At 52.2% G+C, this 18,272-nt stretch carries 15 protein-coding genes; 9 read left to right on the forward strand and 6 right to left on the reverse strand.

The annotated features are described in order from the left end of the window. The first annotated feature begins 148 nt into the window (after positions 1-148). On the forward strand, positions 149-1,177 hold the full coding sequence (locus CMUST_RS06775) for a 6-phosphofructokinase (protein WP_047261881.1): 1,029 nt from the start codon (positions 149-151) through the stop codon (positions 1,175-1,177). Positions 1,178-1,229: 52 nt separating this feature from the next. On the opposite strand, the gene CMUST_RS06780 is transcribed toward CMUST_RS06775, so the two are convergent. Next, a complete protein-coding gene (locus CMUST_RS06780) occupies positions 1,230-1,928 on the reverse strand; it encodes a DUF4241 domain-containing protein (protein ID WP_047261882.1) in 699 nt (232 codons plus the stop codon). 161 nt (positions 1,929-2,089) lie between these two features. Here CMUST_RS06780 and ald point away from each other — a divergent pair, with 161 nt between their 5' ends. Both ald and gatB read left to right on the forward strand, forming a co-directional pair. After that, positions 2,090-3,202, forward strand: coding sequence for an alanine dehydrogenase (gene ald / locus CMUST_RS06785; protein WP_047261883.1), 1,113 nt, complete (start codon positions 2,090-2,092; stop codon positions 3,200-3,202). 78 nt (positions 3,203-3,280) lie between these two features. Further along, complete coding sequence (gene gatB, locus CMUST_RS06790) at positions 3,281-4,789, forward strand: Asp-tRNA(Asn)/Glu-tRNA(Gln) amidotransferase subunit GatB (protein ID WP_047261884.1); 1,509 nt, start codon at positions 3,281-3,283, stop codon at positions 4,787-4,789. Between the two features lie 497 nt (positions 4,790-5,286). On the opposite strand, the gene CMUST_RS06795 is transcribed toward gatB, so the two are convergent. Next, a complete protein-coding gene (locus CMUST_RS06795; protein WP_047261885.1) occupies positions 5,287-5,994 on the reverse strand; it encodes a LysE/ArgO family amino acid transporter in 708 nt (235 codons plus the stop codon). A gap of 70 nt (positions 5,995-6,064) precedes the next feature. Between CMUST_RS06795 and CMUST_RS06800 the strand changes: the two genes are divergently transcribed. From CMUST_RS06800 to CMUST_RS06810, 3 genes are all read left to right on the forward strand, one after another. Beyond that, positions 6,065-6,934, forward strand: a complete 870-nt coding sequence (locus CMUST_RS06800; RefSeq protein WP_047261886.1) for a LysR family transcriptional regulator ArgP — start codon at positions 6,065-6,067, stop codon at positions 6,932-6,934. A 91-nt stretch (positions 6,935-7,025) separates the two neighbouring features. Further along, positions 7,026-7,643: an HNH endonuclease family protein gene (locus CMUST_RS06805; protein ID WP_236690175.1), complete on the forward strand. Its 618-nt coding sequence runs from the start codon at positions 7,026-7,028 to the stop codon at positions 7,641-7,643. Between the two features lie 88 nt (positions 7,644-7,731). Beyond that, positions 7,732-8,580 carry a DoxX family protein gene (locus tag CMUST_RS06810; RefSeq protein WP_047261888.1) on the forward strand — a complete coding sequence of 283 codons (849 nt, stop codon included), beginning with the start codon at positions 7,732-7,734 and terminating at the stop codon, positions 8,578-8,580. Positions 8,581-8,677: 97 nt separating this feature from the next. Here the strand turns inward: CMUST_RS06810 and CMUST_RS06815 are convergent, their stop codons facing one another. From CMUST_RS06815 to CMUST_RS06830, 4 genes are all read right to left on the reverse strand, one after another. After that, the gene (locus tag CMUST_RS06815) at positions 8,678-9,946 is read right to left on the reverse strand and encodes a glycosyltransferase family 87 protein (protein ID WP_047261889.1); all 1,269 of its coding nucleotides are present in this window, start codon (positions 9,944-9,946) and stop codon (positions 8,678-8,680) included. An 80-nt stretch (positions 9,947-10,026) separates the two neighbouring features. Then, positions 10,027-11,868 (reverse strand): dihydroxy-acid dehydratase, encoded by a 1,842-nt coding sequence (ilvD, locus tag CMUST_RS06820; RefSeq protein WP_047261890.1) that lies wholly within the window; start codon positions 11,866-11,868, stop codon positions 10,027-10,029. Positions 11,869-11,943: 75 nt separating this feature from the next. Then, the gene (locus CMUST_RS06825) at positions 11,944-12,489 is read right to left on the reverse strand and encodes a PH domain-containing protein (RefSeq protein ID WP_047261891.1); all 546 of its coding nucleotides are present in this window, start codon (positions 12,487-12,489) and stop codon (positions 11,944-11,946) included. Positions 12,490-12,588: 99 nt separating this feature from the next. Next, positions 12,589-14,121 (reverse strand): mechanosensitive ion channel domain-containing protein, encoded by a 1,533-nt coding sequence (locus CMUST_RS06830; RefSeq protein WP_083987445.1) that lies wholly within the window; start codon positions 14,119-14,121, stop codon positions 12,589-12,591. A 488-nt stretch (positions 14,122-14,609) separates the two neighbouring features. Between CMUST_RS06830 and CMUST_RS06835 the strand changes: the two genes are divergently transcribed. From CMUST_RS06835 to ilvC, 3 genes are all read left to right on the forward strand, one after another. Further along, positions 14,610-16,445: an acetolactate synthase large subunit gene (locus tag CMUST_RS06835; protein ID WP_144414146.1), complete on the forward strand. Its 1,836-nt coding sequence runs from the start codon at positions 14,610-14,612 to the stop codon at positions 16,443-16,445. 36 nt (positions 16,446-16,481) lie between these two features. Next, positions 16,482-17,003, forward strand: a complete 522-nt coding sequence (ilvN, locus tag CMUST_RS06840; RefSeq protein ID WP_047261892.1) for an acetolactate synthase small subunit — start codon at positions 16,482-16,484, stop codon at positions 17,001-17,003. 93 nt (positions 17,004-17,096) lie between these two features. After that, positions 17,097-18,110 carry a ketol-acid reductoisomerase gene (ilvC, locus tag CMUST_RS06845; protein WP_047261893.1) on the forward strand — a complete coding sequence of 338 codons (1,014 nt, stop codon included), beginning with the start codon at positions 17,097-17,099 and terminating at the stop codon, positions 18,108-18,110. The last annotated feature ends 162 nt before the right edge of the window (positions 18,111-18,272 follow it).

Genomic DNA, 18,272 nt, shown 5'->3' on the forward strand with positions numbered 1-18,272 from the left:
GGCTAATGCATAACAGGAGTAATAATTTTTAGTGCGAGAAAACTCACAATCGAATATTGGTGCGGATCGATTAAAAGCCCTTGTCACTGGCTCACGATTGACATTTCCGATCGGGCAAAACAAAAGAAAGTGGACTAGGATTTAACTCATGCGTATTGCCACACTGACCTCCGGTGGTGACTGCCCCGGCTTGAATGCTGTTATCCGCGGAATCGTCCGCACCGCAACTGAATATGGTTCCACAGTGGTGGGCTACCAGGACGGTTGGGTCGGTCTGATGGATGATCGCCGCACCCAACTCTACGATGACGAAAGCATCGACCGTATCCTGCTTCGCGGCGGCACCATCCTAGGTACAGGTCGGCTACACCCCGACGCATTCAAACACGGCTTGGAAGAGATCAAAGAAAACCTCGCAGATGCCGGAATTGATGCGCTCATTCCAATCGGCGGCGAAGGTACACTCAAAGGTGCAAAATGGCTGGCGGATAACGGAATTCCGGTAGTTGGTGTGCCAAAAACCATCGATAACGACGTTAACGGCACTGACTACACTTTCGGCTTTGACACCGCCGTATCCGTGGCAACCGATGCCATTGATCGGCTACACACCACCGCTGAATCCCATAACCGTGTGATGATTGTTGAGGTTATGGGACGTCACGTCGGCTGGATTGCATTACACGCAGGCATGGCGGGTGGCGCACACTACATTGTTATCCCAGAAGCACCATTCGACATTGCTGAGATCTGCAAGGCAATGGAACGCCGTTTCCAAATGGGGGAGAAGTACGGAATTATCGTCGTAGCCGAAGGCGCTTTGCCTAAGCCTGGCACCATGGATTTCGCCGAAGGTGAAGTGGACCAATTCGGCCACCAGGTATTCAATGGAATCGGCCAGGTGATTGGCGAAGAAATCAAGCGGCGGCTAGGCCACGATGTGCGCACCACAGTTCTAGGCCACATTCAACGTGGCGGTACGCCAACCGCATTCGATCGAGTGCTGGCAACCCGGTACGGTGTACATGCCGCACGAGCGTGCCATAACGGTGATTTTGGCAAGTGCGTGGCTCTGCGCGGCGAGCATATTGAACTCATCGAGCTTGAGGAGGCTGTCGGCAAGCTCAAGACGGTATCTCCAGGGCGCTATCGCACCGCACAGGCGTTGTTTGGATAGCATCCGGCACAACCCCGCAACCCCCGAATTTTTGTTCGGGGGTTAACGTGGTTTATACAGCTGGTGAATCGACTATTTCGAGGTCGATGTGGTAACTGACTAGTTCTCCCTCGGTACCGTATCCAGCCAGTACCGGATAGAAACCATCACCCCAACCGGAGTGGCTCAGCACCACGTTTTCTTTTCCTGAGACAAAGGGCAATGGAATATTGGCTAGCCCTTCCTTAAAGTGATCGGGGCTGTCCATCAGTGCGAACCAGCAATCAGGTTTATCGTTATCTACGAAAGTTTCGTTGAAATTGATCCCGTTTTCCCGGTAGTGTTTGGTAACCGCTTTGGCTGCTGCGCTATCGACGAAAGCTACAGTGCCAGCATCGACGCCTACCCCGAAAAACATCTCATCTTCATCTTCATCGTCATCTTCATCTAATTCTTCTGGATCTGCATTCGTTGGAATGGCGTTGACATAGCGAACGGCAGGCTCCGGGCTGAAGACCACGCTGAGGTACGCTTCGCGCAAGTGTGGAACATCCTCTTCCGTGATGTGTGCGATCGTGACGAAAACATCAAATTCACCGTTGGGGGCGGGAAAATGAAGCGATTCTCCCAGCGATACAAATGGGTCGCAGGCCTCAATGCTGCCAGAGGTAACTGTTAACTTTCCAAGTGGGGTGCGGGTTAGCCGGTAGGTATCACCACTGTACGAATCAGTGGCGCGTTCAGCATAAGCAAAACATGATCGGTTGGTCATAGCCGTTAACCTAACACATGGCTCACGCTTCGCGTCCTAAAAATCTTGAAACGCGAAAAATAACTCTTTTGAAGAAAGAACCAGAAAATCCATAGCGTGGTGGGGGACTGACGGGATAGAATCGCAGCTACGATTGACATCTTTGCTAAGGAGAACCGCCCATGATCATAGGCTGCCCCAAAGAAATCAAGACCAACGAGGCTCGGGTCGCACTCACACCTGCTGGCGTACGTGAACTGGTGAAAAACGGTCACGAGGTATTGATCGAGACAACGGCGGGGCTTGCCTCAGGGTTTGATGATTCCGCGTATGAAAGTGCTGGGGCAAACCTCATACCGGAAGCAACTGAAGTATGGCAGCGCGCCGACATGGTGGTAAAAGTCAAGGAACCACAGGAATCTGAATTCCATTTGATGCGCCCTGACCTCATTCTTTTCACCTATCTCCACCTTGCTGCGGAACCTGCAGTTGCCGATGCGCTAGTGAAAAATCGCGTCACCGCAATCGCCTACGAAACGGTCACCGGCGATCATGGGTTGCCACTTCTTGCACCTATGAGTGAAGTGGCTGGCAAACTTGCGACACAGGTTGGTGCCTATCATCTCATGAGCCCAATGCACGGATCGGGAATCCTTTTAGGCGGAGTTCCCGGAACGCTTCCAGCGCAAGTGGTGGTGATCGGTGCCGGCATTGCGGGTGAGAACGCAGCAAAAGTCGCATTGGGCATGGGGGCAAAGGTGATAATCGTTGATATCAATCTCCAGCGGCTCCGCCAACTTGCGACACAATATGGTCCCCAGCTTAAAACTTTAGCTTCCAATGAATTTAATATTGCTGCTGCGGTAAAAGATGCTGACTTAGTAATCGGCTCCGTCCTCATCCCAGGTGCGGCTGCGCCGAAGTTGGTAACCAAAGACATGATTTCTACCATGCGGGATGGATCTGTACTTGTCGATATCGCTATCGACCAGGGTGGTTGTTTCGAAGGTTCCCGTCCCACCACACATGACGACCCAATCTTTGATGTTCACGGCAAGCGTCTCTATTGTGTGGCTAACATGCCAGGTGCCGTGCCACGTACCTCCACCGAAGCGCTAACCAACGCGACTCTGCCTTATTTACTGCAAATCGCCAACCACGGCTGGCGTGACGCACTCGTCGCCGATCCACATTTAGCGAACGGGCTTAATACACACGGTGGTCACGTGACTCACCCCGAGGTTGCAGAGGCATTGGGATTGGAGCTTACTAATACTTCTCAAGTACTTGTGTAGTTGTCGCGATAGTGCGTCGTGGATTTTATCATCTGCTAAATCCTAAAAATTCCGTTGTTAGCGGTATAGTTTTTGGGTATGACAGCAGCTTTTGATGAATTGATGGACTACGACGAGGTTTTGGAAAAATTCGAGCCAGTAATGGGCATGGAAGTCCATGTTGAGCTTGCAACTGAAACCAAGATGTTCTCCGCGTCCTCCGCTCATTTCGGCGCGGAGCCTAATTCCAACGTTGACCCAGTTTCGCTGGGGCTTCCCGGCGCATTACCTGTGGTCAATGCAAAAGGAGTGGAATGGGCCATCAAGATCGGACTAGCGCTTAATTGCACAATCGCGGAATCGTCCCGGTTTGCCCGTAAGAACTATTTCTATCCAGATCAGCCGAAGAACTACCAGATTTCGCAATACGATGAACCTATCGCATATGATGGCTACCTCGACGTTGTGCTGGAAGACGGCACTGAATGGCGGGTAGAAATCGAGCGCGCACACATGGAAGAGGACACCGGAAAACTCACTCACTTAGGTGGCAGCGATGGTCGAATTCATGGTGCAACGTCCTCTCTAGTTGACTGCAACCGAGCGGGAGTTCCACTGATTGAGATTGTTACCAAGCCAATCATTGGTGCTGGCGAACGCGCACCAGAGGTTGCAAAAGCCTATGTCTCTGCACTTCGCGACCTCGTGAAAGCACTGGGTGTTTCCGATGCACGCATGGATCAAGGCTCCATGCGGGTCGATTCTAACGTTTCGCTGAAACCAAAAGGTGCTACCGAATTTGGCACCCGCACGGAAACTAAAAACATCAACTCATTAAAGTCTGTTGAACAGGCCGTTCGCTTCGAAATGCAGCGGCAAGCCCGCGTGATCGAAGACGGTGGTGAGATCGTCCAAGAAACCCGTCACTATCACGAGACTGACGGCACCACCACCTCTGGTCGCATCAAGGAAACCGCTGAGGACTACCGTTACTTCAACGACCCTGACTTGCCGCCCGTGATTGCACCGAAAGAATGGGTGGAAGAAATCCGGGCTACACTGCCGGAGCTGCCGTGGGTGCGTAAAGCCCGGCTGCAAGAAGAGTGGGGGCTTACTGACCTTGAAATGCGGGACCTGGTTAACGCTGGCGCGTTAGATGTTATCATCGCCACCATTGAAGCAGGTACCACCTCTGGTGAAGCACGTTCCTGGTGGGTTTCTTACCTTTCCCAAAAAGCGAAAGAATCAGGGGTCGAACTTGAGGCGCTGCATATTACGCCGCAGCAGGTTGCCCGTGTAGTTTCGCTCATCAATGAAGGGAAACTTACCAATAAACTCGCCCGCCAAGCTGTCGATGGCGTGCTTGCCGACGAAGGCGACGTCGACGACGTTATCGCAGCCCGTGGCCTTGAGGTTGTGCGTGACGACGGCGCCATTAAAGCAGCCGTCGACGAAGCCCTGGCGGCAAACCCCGACATTGTGGCGAAGTACAAGGCGGGTAACACCAAAGTGGTTGGTGCTATCGTCGGTCAGGTGATGAAAGCCACCCGTGGCAAGGCTGACCCGGGCCAGGTAAACCAGCTGATTGCCAAGAAACTCAATTCTTAATACAGTCACCACACAGAAAGCGACATGGGAAGATCGTGCTACCCATGTCGCTTTTTCGCGTATTAGCCATTTTTCTTCTGAACACAGCTTTCGATGGCATCAGCTAAGTAATGCGAGTAGTTTGCGTTGTCGTATGGAGTCGGGGATTGCCGTAGCTGTGCCGGTTTTTGGCTGAGACTAGCCAAGATTCTCCGACGTGAGGAAAATGTCGGAGTTTTGCTTGTCGACGCCCCCAACGTGGACGTGCGTCGACGTTGTAGTGTTGATTTCTTGCAAGTCGGGGATTTGTGTTTGGCGTTTGGTTATTTCTTGGGGTTTTAGCGCTGGGCGTGTGGATTATCCGACTTGATGAGGTGGTGGACGAGATGTCAACCTTAAATGTTGGGTGAACAACCCAAAGTAATCCCAGGTGTTATCGGAAGCTGGCTACGTGAATAGAGAAACGCCCATATTCGAAAAGCGTTTGGCTGTGAATATGGGCGTTAGTTTTGTGATCATTAGTGCATGAGTACTCGGATGCACATCATCACCATGATGCAGCCGATGGCGAAGTTGATGAAGCGCCAAGCTTGGGGTTGGCTGAGAATCGTCGAAAAGCGGGCAGAACCATAACCAAGCAGCGGGAACCAGGTCATGGATGCCAACAATGCACCAGCAGCAAACAGCCAGCGGCCCGACGTCCCGTATTGGTTGGCCATGCCGCCGAGCATGATAAGCGCGTCAATGTAAGCAGCAGGGTTAAGCCAAGTAAAAGCCAATGCGGCGAGAACCGGTTTGAGCCACGTATGTGTGGTGGTTTGTGTGCGCGGCTGGGTTTTTGTGGTGGTTTTGGTAGTTACCGAGCCGCCCGAATGGCCGAAATCGGAGCTGGTTGGCGATGTGGTGCCTGGTGAACTGTCCGATTCAACGGTGAGTGCACCAGCGTCTTTTTTAAAGGCGTCACGGAAACAGGAGAAACCAAACCACGCCAGGTAAGCAGCACCAAGCCACTTGAGAATAACCAAAGCGATCGGTGCGCGTTCGATGAGTTCCCCCACCCCGGCGGTGCCACCCAGGATGAGCAGGATGTCGCTGAGCATGCAAACGGCTAATACCGCCACAACCGCTTCGCGTTTGATACCTTGTTTGATAATCAATGCGTTTTGAGGGCCAATAGCGACGATAAGGGAGATTCCGAGAAGGAAACCAGCGATCACGATGCTCATGTACACAAGTGTCGCGCAGCTAATGGATTAAGTAAAATTACGTTTTGTTACGGTAGGTTAGAATAGCTTCATGAACCCGATTCACCTGCAAACTCTGCTAGCCATTGTCGATGAAGGCAGCTTCGAAGACGCCGCCCTCACATTGGGGGTCTCACCGTCAGCAGTCAGCCAGCGCATCAAAGCGTTAGAAAAAGAAACCGGCCGGGTGCTTCTTAGGAGAGGAGCGCCAGTAACTGCCACGGAAGCAGGAGAAGTGCTAGTGCAAGCGGCTCGCCGCATGGCCTTGCTGCAAGCCGAAACGTTAGCGACGTTGCGGGGGCGCATTGCGCGGGTACCGCTGTCAGTAGTGGTTAATGCGGACTCATTGGCAACATGGTTTTGCCGGGTGTTGGCTGATGTCGCTAGTTGGGACACTGCGACTCTAACCTTGCGAATTGAAGACGAATCCCATTCGCTTAACCTATTACGTAGTGGCGATGTTTTAGGGGCAGTGACCCGTGAGAAAAATCCTGTCTCCGGTTGTGAATCAATCGAATTGGGGCATATGAGGTATGTGTCCGTGGCAAACCCGTGGTTGCTTGATCGGTACACCATAGATGGTCAGATTGATTGGGCAAAGATGCCCGCTTTACGGTTCGGCCCACGTGATGCATTGCAGGACGATGATTTAAAGGGCCGAGTCGATGAGATACCGAATAATCGTCGTATTTCACAGATTCCGTCCGCCGAGGCTTTTATGGAGGCAACCCGGGTGGGATTAGGCTGGTCATTTTTGCCATTACAGCAGGCACAACCGCTACTTGAATCAGGAGAAATTACGCGCTTAGATGACACTGTGTTGGAAGTGCCGCTGTATTGGCAGCGGTGGCGCTTGGAATCACCAGCATTGGAACGGCTAACTGCGTCAGTGATTGAGGCTTCTGAGTCATTGCGGTATTAAAAACCTGGATGGGAAAGTGAAACGCACATTTGCACTTATTCTTCTAGCCTGTAGTTTTATGATGGCAAGCTGCGCTGTCATCACTGATCACATGGCTTCCCAACTGCCGGAGGCGTCGATAAGCGATAGCAACGCTGACCCCTACGTGGCCATGCTGCACGGCTTGCCTGCCCGCGTATTCGATCCGAATCTTCCAGAATACAATCGGCAGGCCTTTGGTCAGCGTTGGAGCGATGACGTTGCTGTTGAAGGCGGGCACAATGGTTGCGATACACGCAATGACACCCTTGCTCGTGATCTGACTGAGGTGGCTTTCAAGCCAGGCACCCGAGATTGTGTAGTGACAAGCGGTGTGTTAGCTGATCCTTACACGGGTGCAACGATTAACTTCGTGCGCGGAAATGGCACCAGCGAGGAAGTTCCGATCGACCATGTGGTTGCGCTTGCCGACGCCTGGTATGCCGGGGCGCATCTGTGGGAAGAATCTAGGCGGCAGGACTTCGCTAATGATCCGATAAATCTTCAAGCGACCACGAAGGACGCTAATCGTGCGAAAAGTGCAAAAACTGCGGATGCTTGGTTGCCGCCAAATCCGGATTATCAGTGTGACTACGCACGCAGGCAAATTGAAATAAAGACCCGATATTATTTGGCGGTGACGGATGCGGAGCGGTTTGCTTTAGAGCAGGTTTTAGGCACTTGTTTATAGGTTAAAACTAAAAATTATGGAGAATCTGTGCTCGTCTAGGCGTGGCTGAACCAACACAAAGTAGAAAACTCACCTACGCTTATAAGGTATGAACGAGAACACACGACCAGATCGAGCTTCTGAATTTGACGACGACATTCCGGCATTTCCCGATGGTGGCGGCCAAGCTGCAACATCAGCAACAAATGTTTACAACAAGGCTGGCCGGGCGGCTCCGCAATCAATTGCGGCATCCGAGTCGCAAACTGAAGTGTTTGTGCAACCCTCCGCCGAAGAGACAGTAGTGCTTGACACCCCACAGACAGCAGAACCTATCCGTTACGAGGAACCAGTTTTCACAGAAGAACCACAAGCGCCAGCCCCAGTTACTGGCGCGGCTGTCGACACCACCCCCGTCTATGTGGAGCAGCCAGTCGTTGGTGTCAAACGTGGCACAATTGACTTCGGCATTTTCATTGTCCGGATCGTATTGGCGTTATATCTGCTTGCCGAATCAATATCTACTTTCTTCCAACTTGGACGTTCGCCAGGGCTGAACGGTTTAGAGAAAGAATTCGCAGCCTACGCGCTGCCAGATATTCTGGCGATCGCGGTACCAACCATGCAATTAGCAGCAGGTGTTTTCCTGCTGTTGGGGCTAATAACGCCGTTTGCCGCCGCGATTGCGACGGTGGTTACCACTTTCATGGCAATCCATGCAGTGTACGTCGCTGACTCATTTAACATTCTAAACCCCACCGATTCGGTGTGGCTTGGGGTTATCTTGATGGGCATTTCGGTGGCGGTTCAATTTACCGGCCCAGGACGAATTTCATTTGATACCACCCGCAGTTGGGCGACCCGGCCGCTGGTTTCTTCTTGGATTTTTGCCATTATCGGTGTCGCTGGCGCAGTTGCGTTGTGGTGGTTTGGTGCAGGTGTAAACCCGCTCAACTAATTACTGGCACAGCCGAAAATAGTAAAACCACAGTCGCGAAATCGTCGGCTGTGGTTTTTCGTATTCTTTAAACCAGTTACGTGTAAGGCTTTTTATGCTACTTAGAGAGTACCTGCGACCTGATGCGGCTCATGTTCGGTACCGCTATTGTCATTATCACGGTCAGAATGATCGCCCAGAAGAAATAATCGTCCATGAAAAGTTTCATGTACAAGATCTGTTGGAAGTCTTGATCGCCTTTTGGATCTCCCAACCACCAATGCGGCGGGATGGTGAGGGTAAAAAAGCTCAATGCTGTGGCGAACCACAGTACGGCGGTATTTCGTAACGAGGCGGCGTAGTAGAAAATCATCAGGAGCCACAGCGGCAACCACACCCAGTGATGCGACCACGAAATAGGGGAGATGAGCAGCATGAGTGTAGAGTTTGCCAGAGCTGCTTCAAAGAACAAGTTACGTTTTAATAGCCGCGAAATTACCAGGAAAAACGCGGCAATTGTCAGAATAACCAGAACTAGCCAAATGACATTGATGGTTGAGGTGGCGTTATTAGCGGCTTCGTTCGATGGCCATAGTCGGGTGATAACACCTTTGATAGATTGATTGGAAATATAGGCGACGTTAACCCCAATTTTGGAGTTATCATTCATGACGAAAATTGCATGGGTATAGAAATCCCAGGTTTCTTTCGCGTTGTGTAGTGCCCCTATGCCGGTTGCGACAGCGCCACCAATAACCGCCGCAGCAATCGCCCGCCAATCTTTTCTGAGCAAGAACACGAACAACATAACGACTGGTGTCAGCTTGATTGCTGCGGCCACACCAATGAGCCACCCCTGCGGAAGTCGCCGGTTGCGGGGCACAATATCTAAAAATACCAGCGCCAACAGCCACATATTGATCTGGCCGAAGGATGCATTGTGGCGCAGTGGTTCTGCGAGCAGACAAAAACCCCAACCCCACGCGATAAAAAGTAGTGCACGATGAGAGGTGGGGAAGAGGTAGTGCGCCAAAAACCACACACACAGTAGCATCAAAAGTGAGGAAATCCCGACCATCGCATAGCCTGAAGCATCGGGGCTGAGTAAGGTGAACGGGCTGAGAAGCAGTGCGGCAAATGGCGGATAGATGAACGGCAGCATGAGATCATAAGCCGGAAATGGTTGATCGTATAGACTACCGCCATCAAGATACGCCTGCGCACCAGCCCGGTAAACGATCATGTCGATGTGTCCGGAGGTGCCGAAAGTCTGCCACGCCATGATCACGGTAGAAACCACAAAACCTAGGCCGATAAGCACCCGAACTAGTGTTGGTCGGGAAGCGAAAAAATCACTAACACGGTCGAGGTAAGTATCTGCTGTCACAACTAATGGTTCCTTAAGCGTTGATTGATTGGTGTGGGCGTCGAAAAGCAACGTAAGATGGCCGCCATCATCGTGCCACGTTAATCAACCTGGCGGACGGCTCCTTTGTCTGCGCTTGTAGCCATCTTCGCATAGGCGCGCAGCGCTTTCGAGACTACCCGGTCGCGGTTAACCGGAGTCCACGGATGTGGCCGCGCGGCCATTGCTTTTCGACGCCGATCGAGTTCATCCTCATCAACATTCAAGTTCAAGACCCTATCCTTGACTGAGATGGTAATCGAATCGCCATTCTCGATCAGGCCAATGACACCTTCATGTGCTGCCTCCGGGGAGATATGCCCGATGGATAGCCCCGAGGTGCCACCAGAGAACCGGCCATCGGTAATCAACGCACAGACTTTACCAAGCCCAGCCCCCTTCAAGAACGAGGTTGGATGCAGCATTTCCTGCATGCCTGGGCCACCAGCAGGGCCTTCGTATCGGATAACTACTACCTCACCCGGCTGAACCTCACGCTTTAAAATGGTAGAAACCGCTTCTTCTTGTGACTCACACACCCGAGCTGGCCCGGTAAACTCCCACAACTCTTCATCAACACCAGCAGTTTTGAGTACTGAACCGTCGGGGGAAATATTGCCCCGCAAAATCACCAACCCGCCGTTTTCAGAATACGCATGAGCAATATCGTGAATACAGCCATTTTCCACATCAAGATCTAATGAATCCCACCGGGTGGACTGACTAAACGGTTCAGTAGTGCGTACCCCTCCCGGCGCGGCGTGGAATAGCTCAATGGCTTTATCGATGGCTTTACCACCACGGATGTCCCAGTCATTGAGCCAGCCGTCAACGGTGTCGTATGCGACGGTGTGCACTGATTCGTCAAGCATTCCCGCGCGGCGGAGTTCTCCTAGGATTGCAGGGATTCCGCCTGCCCGGTGCACGTCTTCGATGTGATAAGTGCCGTTCGGAGCAACTTTGGAGATACATGGGATTTTATGGGAGAGTTCGTCAATATCGGTTAAGTCGAAATCGATTTCGCCCTCTTGTGCAGCCGCCAGCGTATGCAGGATTGTGTTGGTGGAACCACCCATTGCCATGTCGAGTGCCATTGCATTGCGGAATGCAGCTTTGGTGGCAACGCTGCGGGGTAGTACTGATTCGTCGCCTTCACCGTAGTATCGCGAGCACATATCCATGATCATTTCGCCTGCCTGGATAAATAAGTCTTTGCGGGCAGTGTGTGTGGCAAGCGTGGTGCCGTTTCCGGGTAACGACAGCCCCAATGCTTCTGTTAGGCAATTCATGGAATTGGCGGTGAACATGCCGGAACAAGAGCCGCATGTCGGGCAGGCGGATTCTTCGATGGTGGCCAGATCAGTATCGGAAACCGCATCGGATGCGGATGCGGTGATTGCCGTGATGAGATCGGTCGGGGCATGTGCGATTCCGTCAACCGCGACAACTTTGCCAGCTTCCATGGGGCCGCCGGAGACGAAGATCGCGGGGATATTTAACCGCAATGCAGCGTTGAGCATGCCCGGGGTGATTTTATCGCAATTGGATATGCAGACCATGGCATCGGCTGTGTGCGCATTGACCATGTATTCCACCGAATCAGCGATGATTTCACGGGACGGTAGAGAGTACAACATGCCACCGTGCCCCATAGCGATTCCATCGTCGACGGCGATGGTGTTGAATTCTTTGGGGACGCCGCCTGCTTCACGCACTGCGTTTGCCACAATGTCGCCAACATTTTTCAGGTGAACGTGGCCGGGAACAAACTGGGTATAGGAGTTGACGATGGCGACGATGGGTTTGCCGAATTCATGTTCTTTGGTGCCGGTGGCTCGCCAGAGGGCGCGAGCTCCTGAGGCATTACGGCCAACGGTGGTGATGCGGGAACGAAGCGGGATCATAACAGTCTTCTTTGGTTAATAATTAGGCGGGTTTGTAAAACTATAGGGTGAAAGCTTTGTTTTTTGGCAAGCGGACTAGTCCTTGGTGGGACTATCGGAACCAGTTGGTGAATCGTGGTGTGCTTGCTGGTTGTCGTATTCTTCTTTGGATATGAGTATTTGGCGGCCGTCTTTGTGAACGATTACAACCTTTTCGTTGGCGGCCATTCGTCCTTGGGTAAGGGCGTCTGGGATCCGGCCAGCGGAAGCGGCTTCAAGGTCAGGCAGCGAATTGAAACTTACCCCTGGCAACGTGATTTTAGTGTCATCGGTGGTTTGGGCAAAGGCGGTTGATCGGGCGAAACCGATTCCTGCGAAGTCATCCCATGCGACATGCTGTGTGGCTTTGAACGCATACTGTGCGGTTATGCCGGATTCGTCGACGGTGGTGCGGGATTTGAGCACCCAGTAGATGAAGACTACGGGTAATAGCGGTAGCCACAATAGGAATTTTGGTAATGCTCCGACAACAAGCAGCATGATGCAGGACATGATGACCGCCGCCAGAATGTGGGTGCGGTCTGGCTTGAATTCCGCAACAGAGGTGGCGGCGCTGGCAGTATCGTCACTGGGAAGGCTCATGGAAGTTCATAGTAGTTCAATGCTGTTATGGAAGGGAACACGGGTTTTGCCATTACAGGTTTCAACCTATGAGGAGGAAGTAAGCCTTAAGGTGTGGTGTTATCCCACAGGTTGGGCTTCGCCTGGTGGGAAAGGTTCTAGGGGGTTTTGGTTTTCGGGATTGGCGTTAGGCGTCTTCGTTGGTTCGGTGGTTTGGGGTAGGGCAGATTCCGGTGACTGAGGTTCGGCCTGGGGTGGGGCTTGTTCTGTTGACTGTGCAGCGGAAGGTAGCTCCGTAAGCGGTTGCGATACCGTTGGGCTGAATTCCAAGCTTTGTGTAGCGGTCTCTGGTTCGGTGACTATTTCGGTTTGGGATTCCTCGTTATCCGGCGACACCGTGCTTGTTGCGCGTGGGGCCGGTGTGGGGGGCGCTAACCATCCGCTTGCATCGGAGTCTTCTGGGTTTAGCGCGAGGCCTTTAAGCAAAAGGATGAACACTGCTGCAGAGAGCAGGATGGTTGTAGAGACTCGGGTGCGGCCGCCAACGCTAAAGAACCGCTCCCAACCGGTGACTTTTTCTTCCTGGAGTGAGGCAGGTTTTTCTTCGGTGGTGAACGTGGCTGTTTTGTCGGTGATGGCCGGGTCGTCTTCAACTAGGAGCCCCCGTTCGGTGTGGGCTTCAGCCTCGGCTGGGCTAAGCGTACCTTCCGGGGCTGGTTTCTCCGGTTGCGGCTGTGCGGAGGCGATTCGGGTTGTGGCTGGTTGTTCCACCATAGGCGCCGGGGCAGTGAGCTCGGCGGTGGTTGAGGTTTCGGCTATGGTGCTGTACTCTTCCCAGAATTCGTCGATAAGTTTGACTCGGATGGCGCGTTCAACCAGCCACTGGCTTCCTGGTTTCACCTGCACCAAGAATCGCATGTCTATGCTCCACGGCATACCTAACGTGGTGGGGGCGGTGATACCGACAGCTGGGTGAACCGCAAGAGGTCCAAGAACGACTTCAGCTACTTTAGGTTCCGCCAACGCACGGCTAGCGGCGGCAGTGGAGCGGTCGATGGTATCGCTTACAGAGGTGCCGCGAGTCAGCGGGATGGGCATTACGACGACAGCTGATGACCAATGGTTGGAATTGTTGATTGATACCCCGGCTTTAGAGTTCGGAATTATCACTGTTTCTTCGGCCAAGGTGCGGATTCGAGTTGCACGCATCGTGATTTGGATGACGGTGCCTTCGATATTGGTTGCCCCACCTTCGAAGCGAACCCAGTCGCCAACCCCGTATTGTTTTTCGCTTAAAATGAAAAAGCCTGCTAGAAAGTCTGCGATGATTGATTGCGCACCCAAACCAATTGCTGCTGAAGCTGCGGTTGCGGGGATAGCTGCTCCTGCAAGGGAAAAACCCAGCGATTTGAGCATGAAGACAAAAACAACAAAGTATGAAATTATCTGAGCGATATAAACTACAACACCAGCGAAGGCCAGTTGTGTCTTGGAGTCGGATTCCGTTTCCGCTACGAATTTGTTGGTAATGAAATACATCGCCAACCTGCCGGCACGCGGGATCAAAAATGCGATCACGATCAATAATGCAAGCGAGAGCCCGGTATCAATCATCCACGACCATAATGAAATCGCAATATAAGAAAACGGCATAGTCTTCGAGCATAATCGTCTTGGTGTCGTAGTGGCAGCGGGAAACTAGGCTTAGCATTTTTTACCGACGAAACTATGCGGGCAAACCCATAAAAATGACAAATCTATGTGGGAAGTGATTCCGAAATGGGGGAGGTATCGGTGGTGAAGCTACGGTAAAAACGCAGACAGTTGCCAGTTGCGGGGGTAGGATTGTTACCTGGCGTGCTTGGCGTTGTACTATGTGACGCTATGAACATTATTCGACTTGTACTCGTGGTAACCGGCGCGGCGCCTGCCGTAACGGCTTCATAGTTCAAGTCGAATCGTCAAGCGCCCTCCTTCACACCACAAGTGTAGAAGCGAGGGTTTTTGTTTTAACGGTTCAACCTACCAAGGGTTTTCATCCTCACCCCTTATCGCACCTATTGATAGGGCGTGAAGATGGGAAACTGCGAATGGCACGTTCGCAGCAAGTTTCATAACAGCTAGTCAAGGAGTTAGAAGTCGTGGCAGCTTCCTTACGTCCCACTCCCGCTACGATGGCAAACCGTAGCCAAAAGGCACAAACGCAACGCATGAATGGTGCCGAGGCCATCGTTCGGTCCTTAGAAAACCTTGGTACCGATTTGGTCTTTGGGTTGCCAGGTGGTGCAGTTTTACCGCTATATGAGGCATTGTATTCCTCAACAAAACTACGTCATGTTCTTGTTCGTCATGAACAGGGTGCAGGCCACGCAGCCACCGGATATGCACAAGTGTCAGGCAAAGTTGGAGTATGCATTGCAACATCTGGTCCAGGAGCGACAAATCTGGTCACTCCTATCGCGGATGCTTACCTTGACTCGGTTCCGCTGGTTGCAATCACTGGCCAGGTTGGTCGGCACATGCTGGGTACTGATGCTTTCCAAGAAGCCGATATTCGTGGCATTACGATGCCAGTAACCAAGCATAACTTCATGGTGACATCCCCGGAACAAATTCCGCAGGCACTTGCCGAAGCTTTCCATCTTGCTTCCACCGGTCGACCCGGTCCGGTTTTGGTCGATATTCCTAAAGATATCCAGGCCGCTGAGATGGATTTCGTGTGGCCGCCAAAGATTGACCTGCCTGGCTATCGGCCGGTGACCGTTCCCCATAATCGGCCAATAGAGCAAGCGGTCAAGCTTATCACTGAGTCTAAGCGTCCGGTTTTATACATTGGCGGGGGTGTAATCAAGGCGGATGCATCGGAACAGTTAAAAGCTTTCGCTGAACACACCGGCATTCCGGTTGTGACGACGCTTATGGCGTTGGGTTCTTTCCCGGATTCCCACCCGCTTCACATGGGGATGCCTGGTATGCATGGCACAGTCCCTGCGGTTGGTGCAATGCAGGGCAGTGATTTGTTGATAACCATCGGAGCGCGTTTCGACGACCGGGTAACCGGTGACACTGCTTCGTTTGCCCCTCTGGCGAAAGTCATTCATGCCGATATTGACCCAGCTGAGATTGGCAAAATTCGGGCAGTTGATGTTCCGATTGTCGGCGACGCTAAGGAAGTACTGTCGGCTTTGCTTACTGAGTTCAAAGCAAAAGCGCCACATGGGGTGAATATTGCGGAATGGATGGCGCATCTTAATGATCTAAAAGAGCGGTTTCCTAGGGGATACCAAATTACTGACGATGGTTTGTTAGAACCGCAGCATGTCATTGAATCGTTGTCGCGTCTTGCCGGACCTGATGCTATCTATTGCGCTGGTGTGGGACAGCACCAGATGTGGTCAGCCCAATTTATTGATTTTGAGAAGCCGCGCACTTGGTTGAACTCTGGTGGTCTAGGCACAATGGGATACGCAGTTCCTGCGGCATTGGGGGCTAAAGCAGCTGCACCAGAAAAGGAAGTATGGGCAATTGATGGTGATGGTTGCTTCCAAATGACCAATCAAGAGCTAACCACCGCAGCGGTGGAAGGCTTTCCGATCAAGGTAGCATTGATCAACAACGGCAATTTGGGAATGGTACGGCAGTGGCAAACTTTGTTCTACGACGGGCATTATTCCAATACCAAACTGCGGGAACAAACAGAGTACATGCCGGACTTTATCGGGTTAGCTGAAGCGCAGGGGTGTGCTGCATTCCGGGTAACCAAGGAAGAAGAGATCGAACCAACAATCCAAAAAGCCCGGGAAATCAACGATCGCCCGGTGGTGATCGATTTCATAGTGGGGCAAGATGCCCAGGTATGGCCAATGGTTGCGGCGGGTCACTCAAATTCGGATATTCAATATGCCAGGGGCTTGCGTCCACTATTTGAAACTGATTCGTGCCCGACCGAACAAGAACTCCTACACAATCAAGACTGATGTGGGTTATCGAGAAAAGAAAAGGAATGCAAACTAATGGCTAACAATGATATTTCTCGTCACATCCTCAGTGTCATGGTGGAGGACCAGGACGGCATCATTTCCCGGGTGTCAGCAATGTTTACCCGGCGCAGTTTTAATTTGGTTTCGCTGGTGTCGGGAAACACGGAAATAGACGGTATCAACCGGATCACGATCGTGGTGGATGCGGATGAAATTGCGATTGAGCAGATCACGAAACAGTTGAACAAATTGGTGCCGGTGCTTAAGGTCGTGCGGCTGGAAGAAGACGTGACTATCGCACGGGCATTGATGCTGGTCAAGGTGTCGGCGGATGCGTCCAACCGACCGCAGGTGGTGGATGCTGCCAATATTTTCCGGGCCCGGGTTGTTGATGTTGCTCCTGATTCTGTTGTTATCGAAGCAACTGGTACTCAAGGAAAACTCGGTGCGTTGTTGGATGTGTTGGAGCCTTTTGGTATCCGGGAGTTGATTTCTTCCGGACAGATTGCGCTTAACCGCGGGCCGAAAACGATGGCTCCCAATTTCCGGCAATAATCCATCCCGCAAAATGAGACTAAATGCAGGTTTTTGTCTCATAATATGATATAAACATTTCTAAGATCCCTCGAAGAAAGGCTCAACCTTCTCATGGCTATTGAATTGCTTTACGACGCAGACGCGGACCTTACTCTAATCCAGGGCCGTAAAGTTGCGGTTTTGGGTTATGGTTCCCAAGGTCACGCTCACGCCCAGAATCTTCGCGACTCGGGTGTTGAGGTTGTTGTCGGGCTACGTGACGGCTCCAAGTCGGCCGAAAAGGCAAAGGAAGCTGGCTTCACCGTGTTGTCTAACGCGGAGGCGGCTGCCTGGGCGGATGTCATCATGATCTTGGTTCCTGACACGAGTCAGGCAAAGGTGTATTCCGAGGAAATCGCACCGAATCTTAAAGATGGCGATGCGGTACTTTTCGGACACGGCCTTAATATCCACTTTGGCTTGATCAAGCCTGCGGAAAATATCACTGTCGGTATGGTTGCACCAAAGGGTCCAGGACATTTGGTTCGTCGTCAGTTTGTTGATGGCAAAGGTGTTCCGTGTTTGATTGCTGTTGCTCAAGACCCTAAGGGCGAAGCGAAGGACCTATGCCTTTCTTATGCGGCAGCTATCGGTGGCGCTCGCGCTGGCGTTATCCCCACCACCTTTGAGGCGGAGACTGTCACCGACCTGTTTGGCGAACAAGCTGTTTTGTGTGGTGGCGCAGAAGAACTTGTCAAGGTCGGTTTTGAAGTTCTTGTCGAAGCTGGTTACGAACCTGAGATGGCGTATTTCGAGTGCTTGCATGAACTCAAGCTGATTGTGGACTTGATGTTTGAGGGCGGTATAGCCAACATGAACTACTCTGTTTCGGATACGGCGGAATTTGGCGGCTACCTTTCTGGTCCGCGCGTTATCGATGCCGGTGCTAAGGAGCGCATGCGGGAAATCCTGAAGGATATCCAGGACGGAACCTTTACCAAGCGGTTGATTGCCAACGTCGAGGGCGGCAACAAGGAGCTGGAGCAGCTGCGCGCGTCTTATGCTAACCACCAGATTGAAGAGGTCGGCTCCAAACTGCGTGATCTCATGAGCTGGGTAAAGAACCCGCTTGACGCAACTGCATGATCACGATCTGACTGATCGGGTTTCATTTCACCGCTAGTGGCATAAATGGATGTGCTACTAGCGGTTTCCCGTTAGTGAAAATCGGGGTGGTGGACTGTACTCACAGTTACTGCGTGGTGGTTTCGGCTACGTTTAGGGCTGGGGGTGCGTCGAAAAGCGGCA

Origin of the sequence: Corynebacterium mustelae (assembly GCF_001020985.1) — a bacterium.
Classification (GTDB): Bacteria; Actinomycetota; Actinomycetes; order Mycobacteriales; family Mycobacteriaceae; genus Corynebacterium; species Corynebacterium mustelae.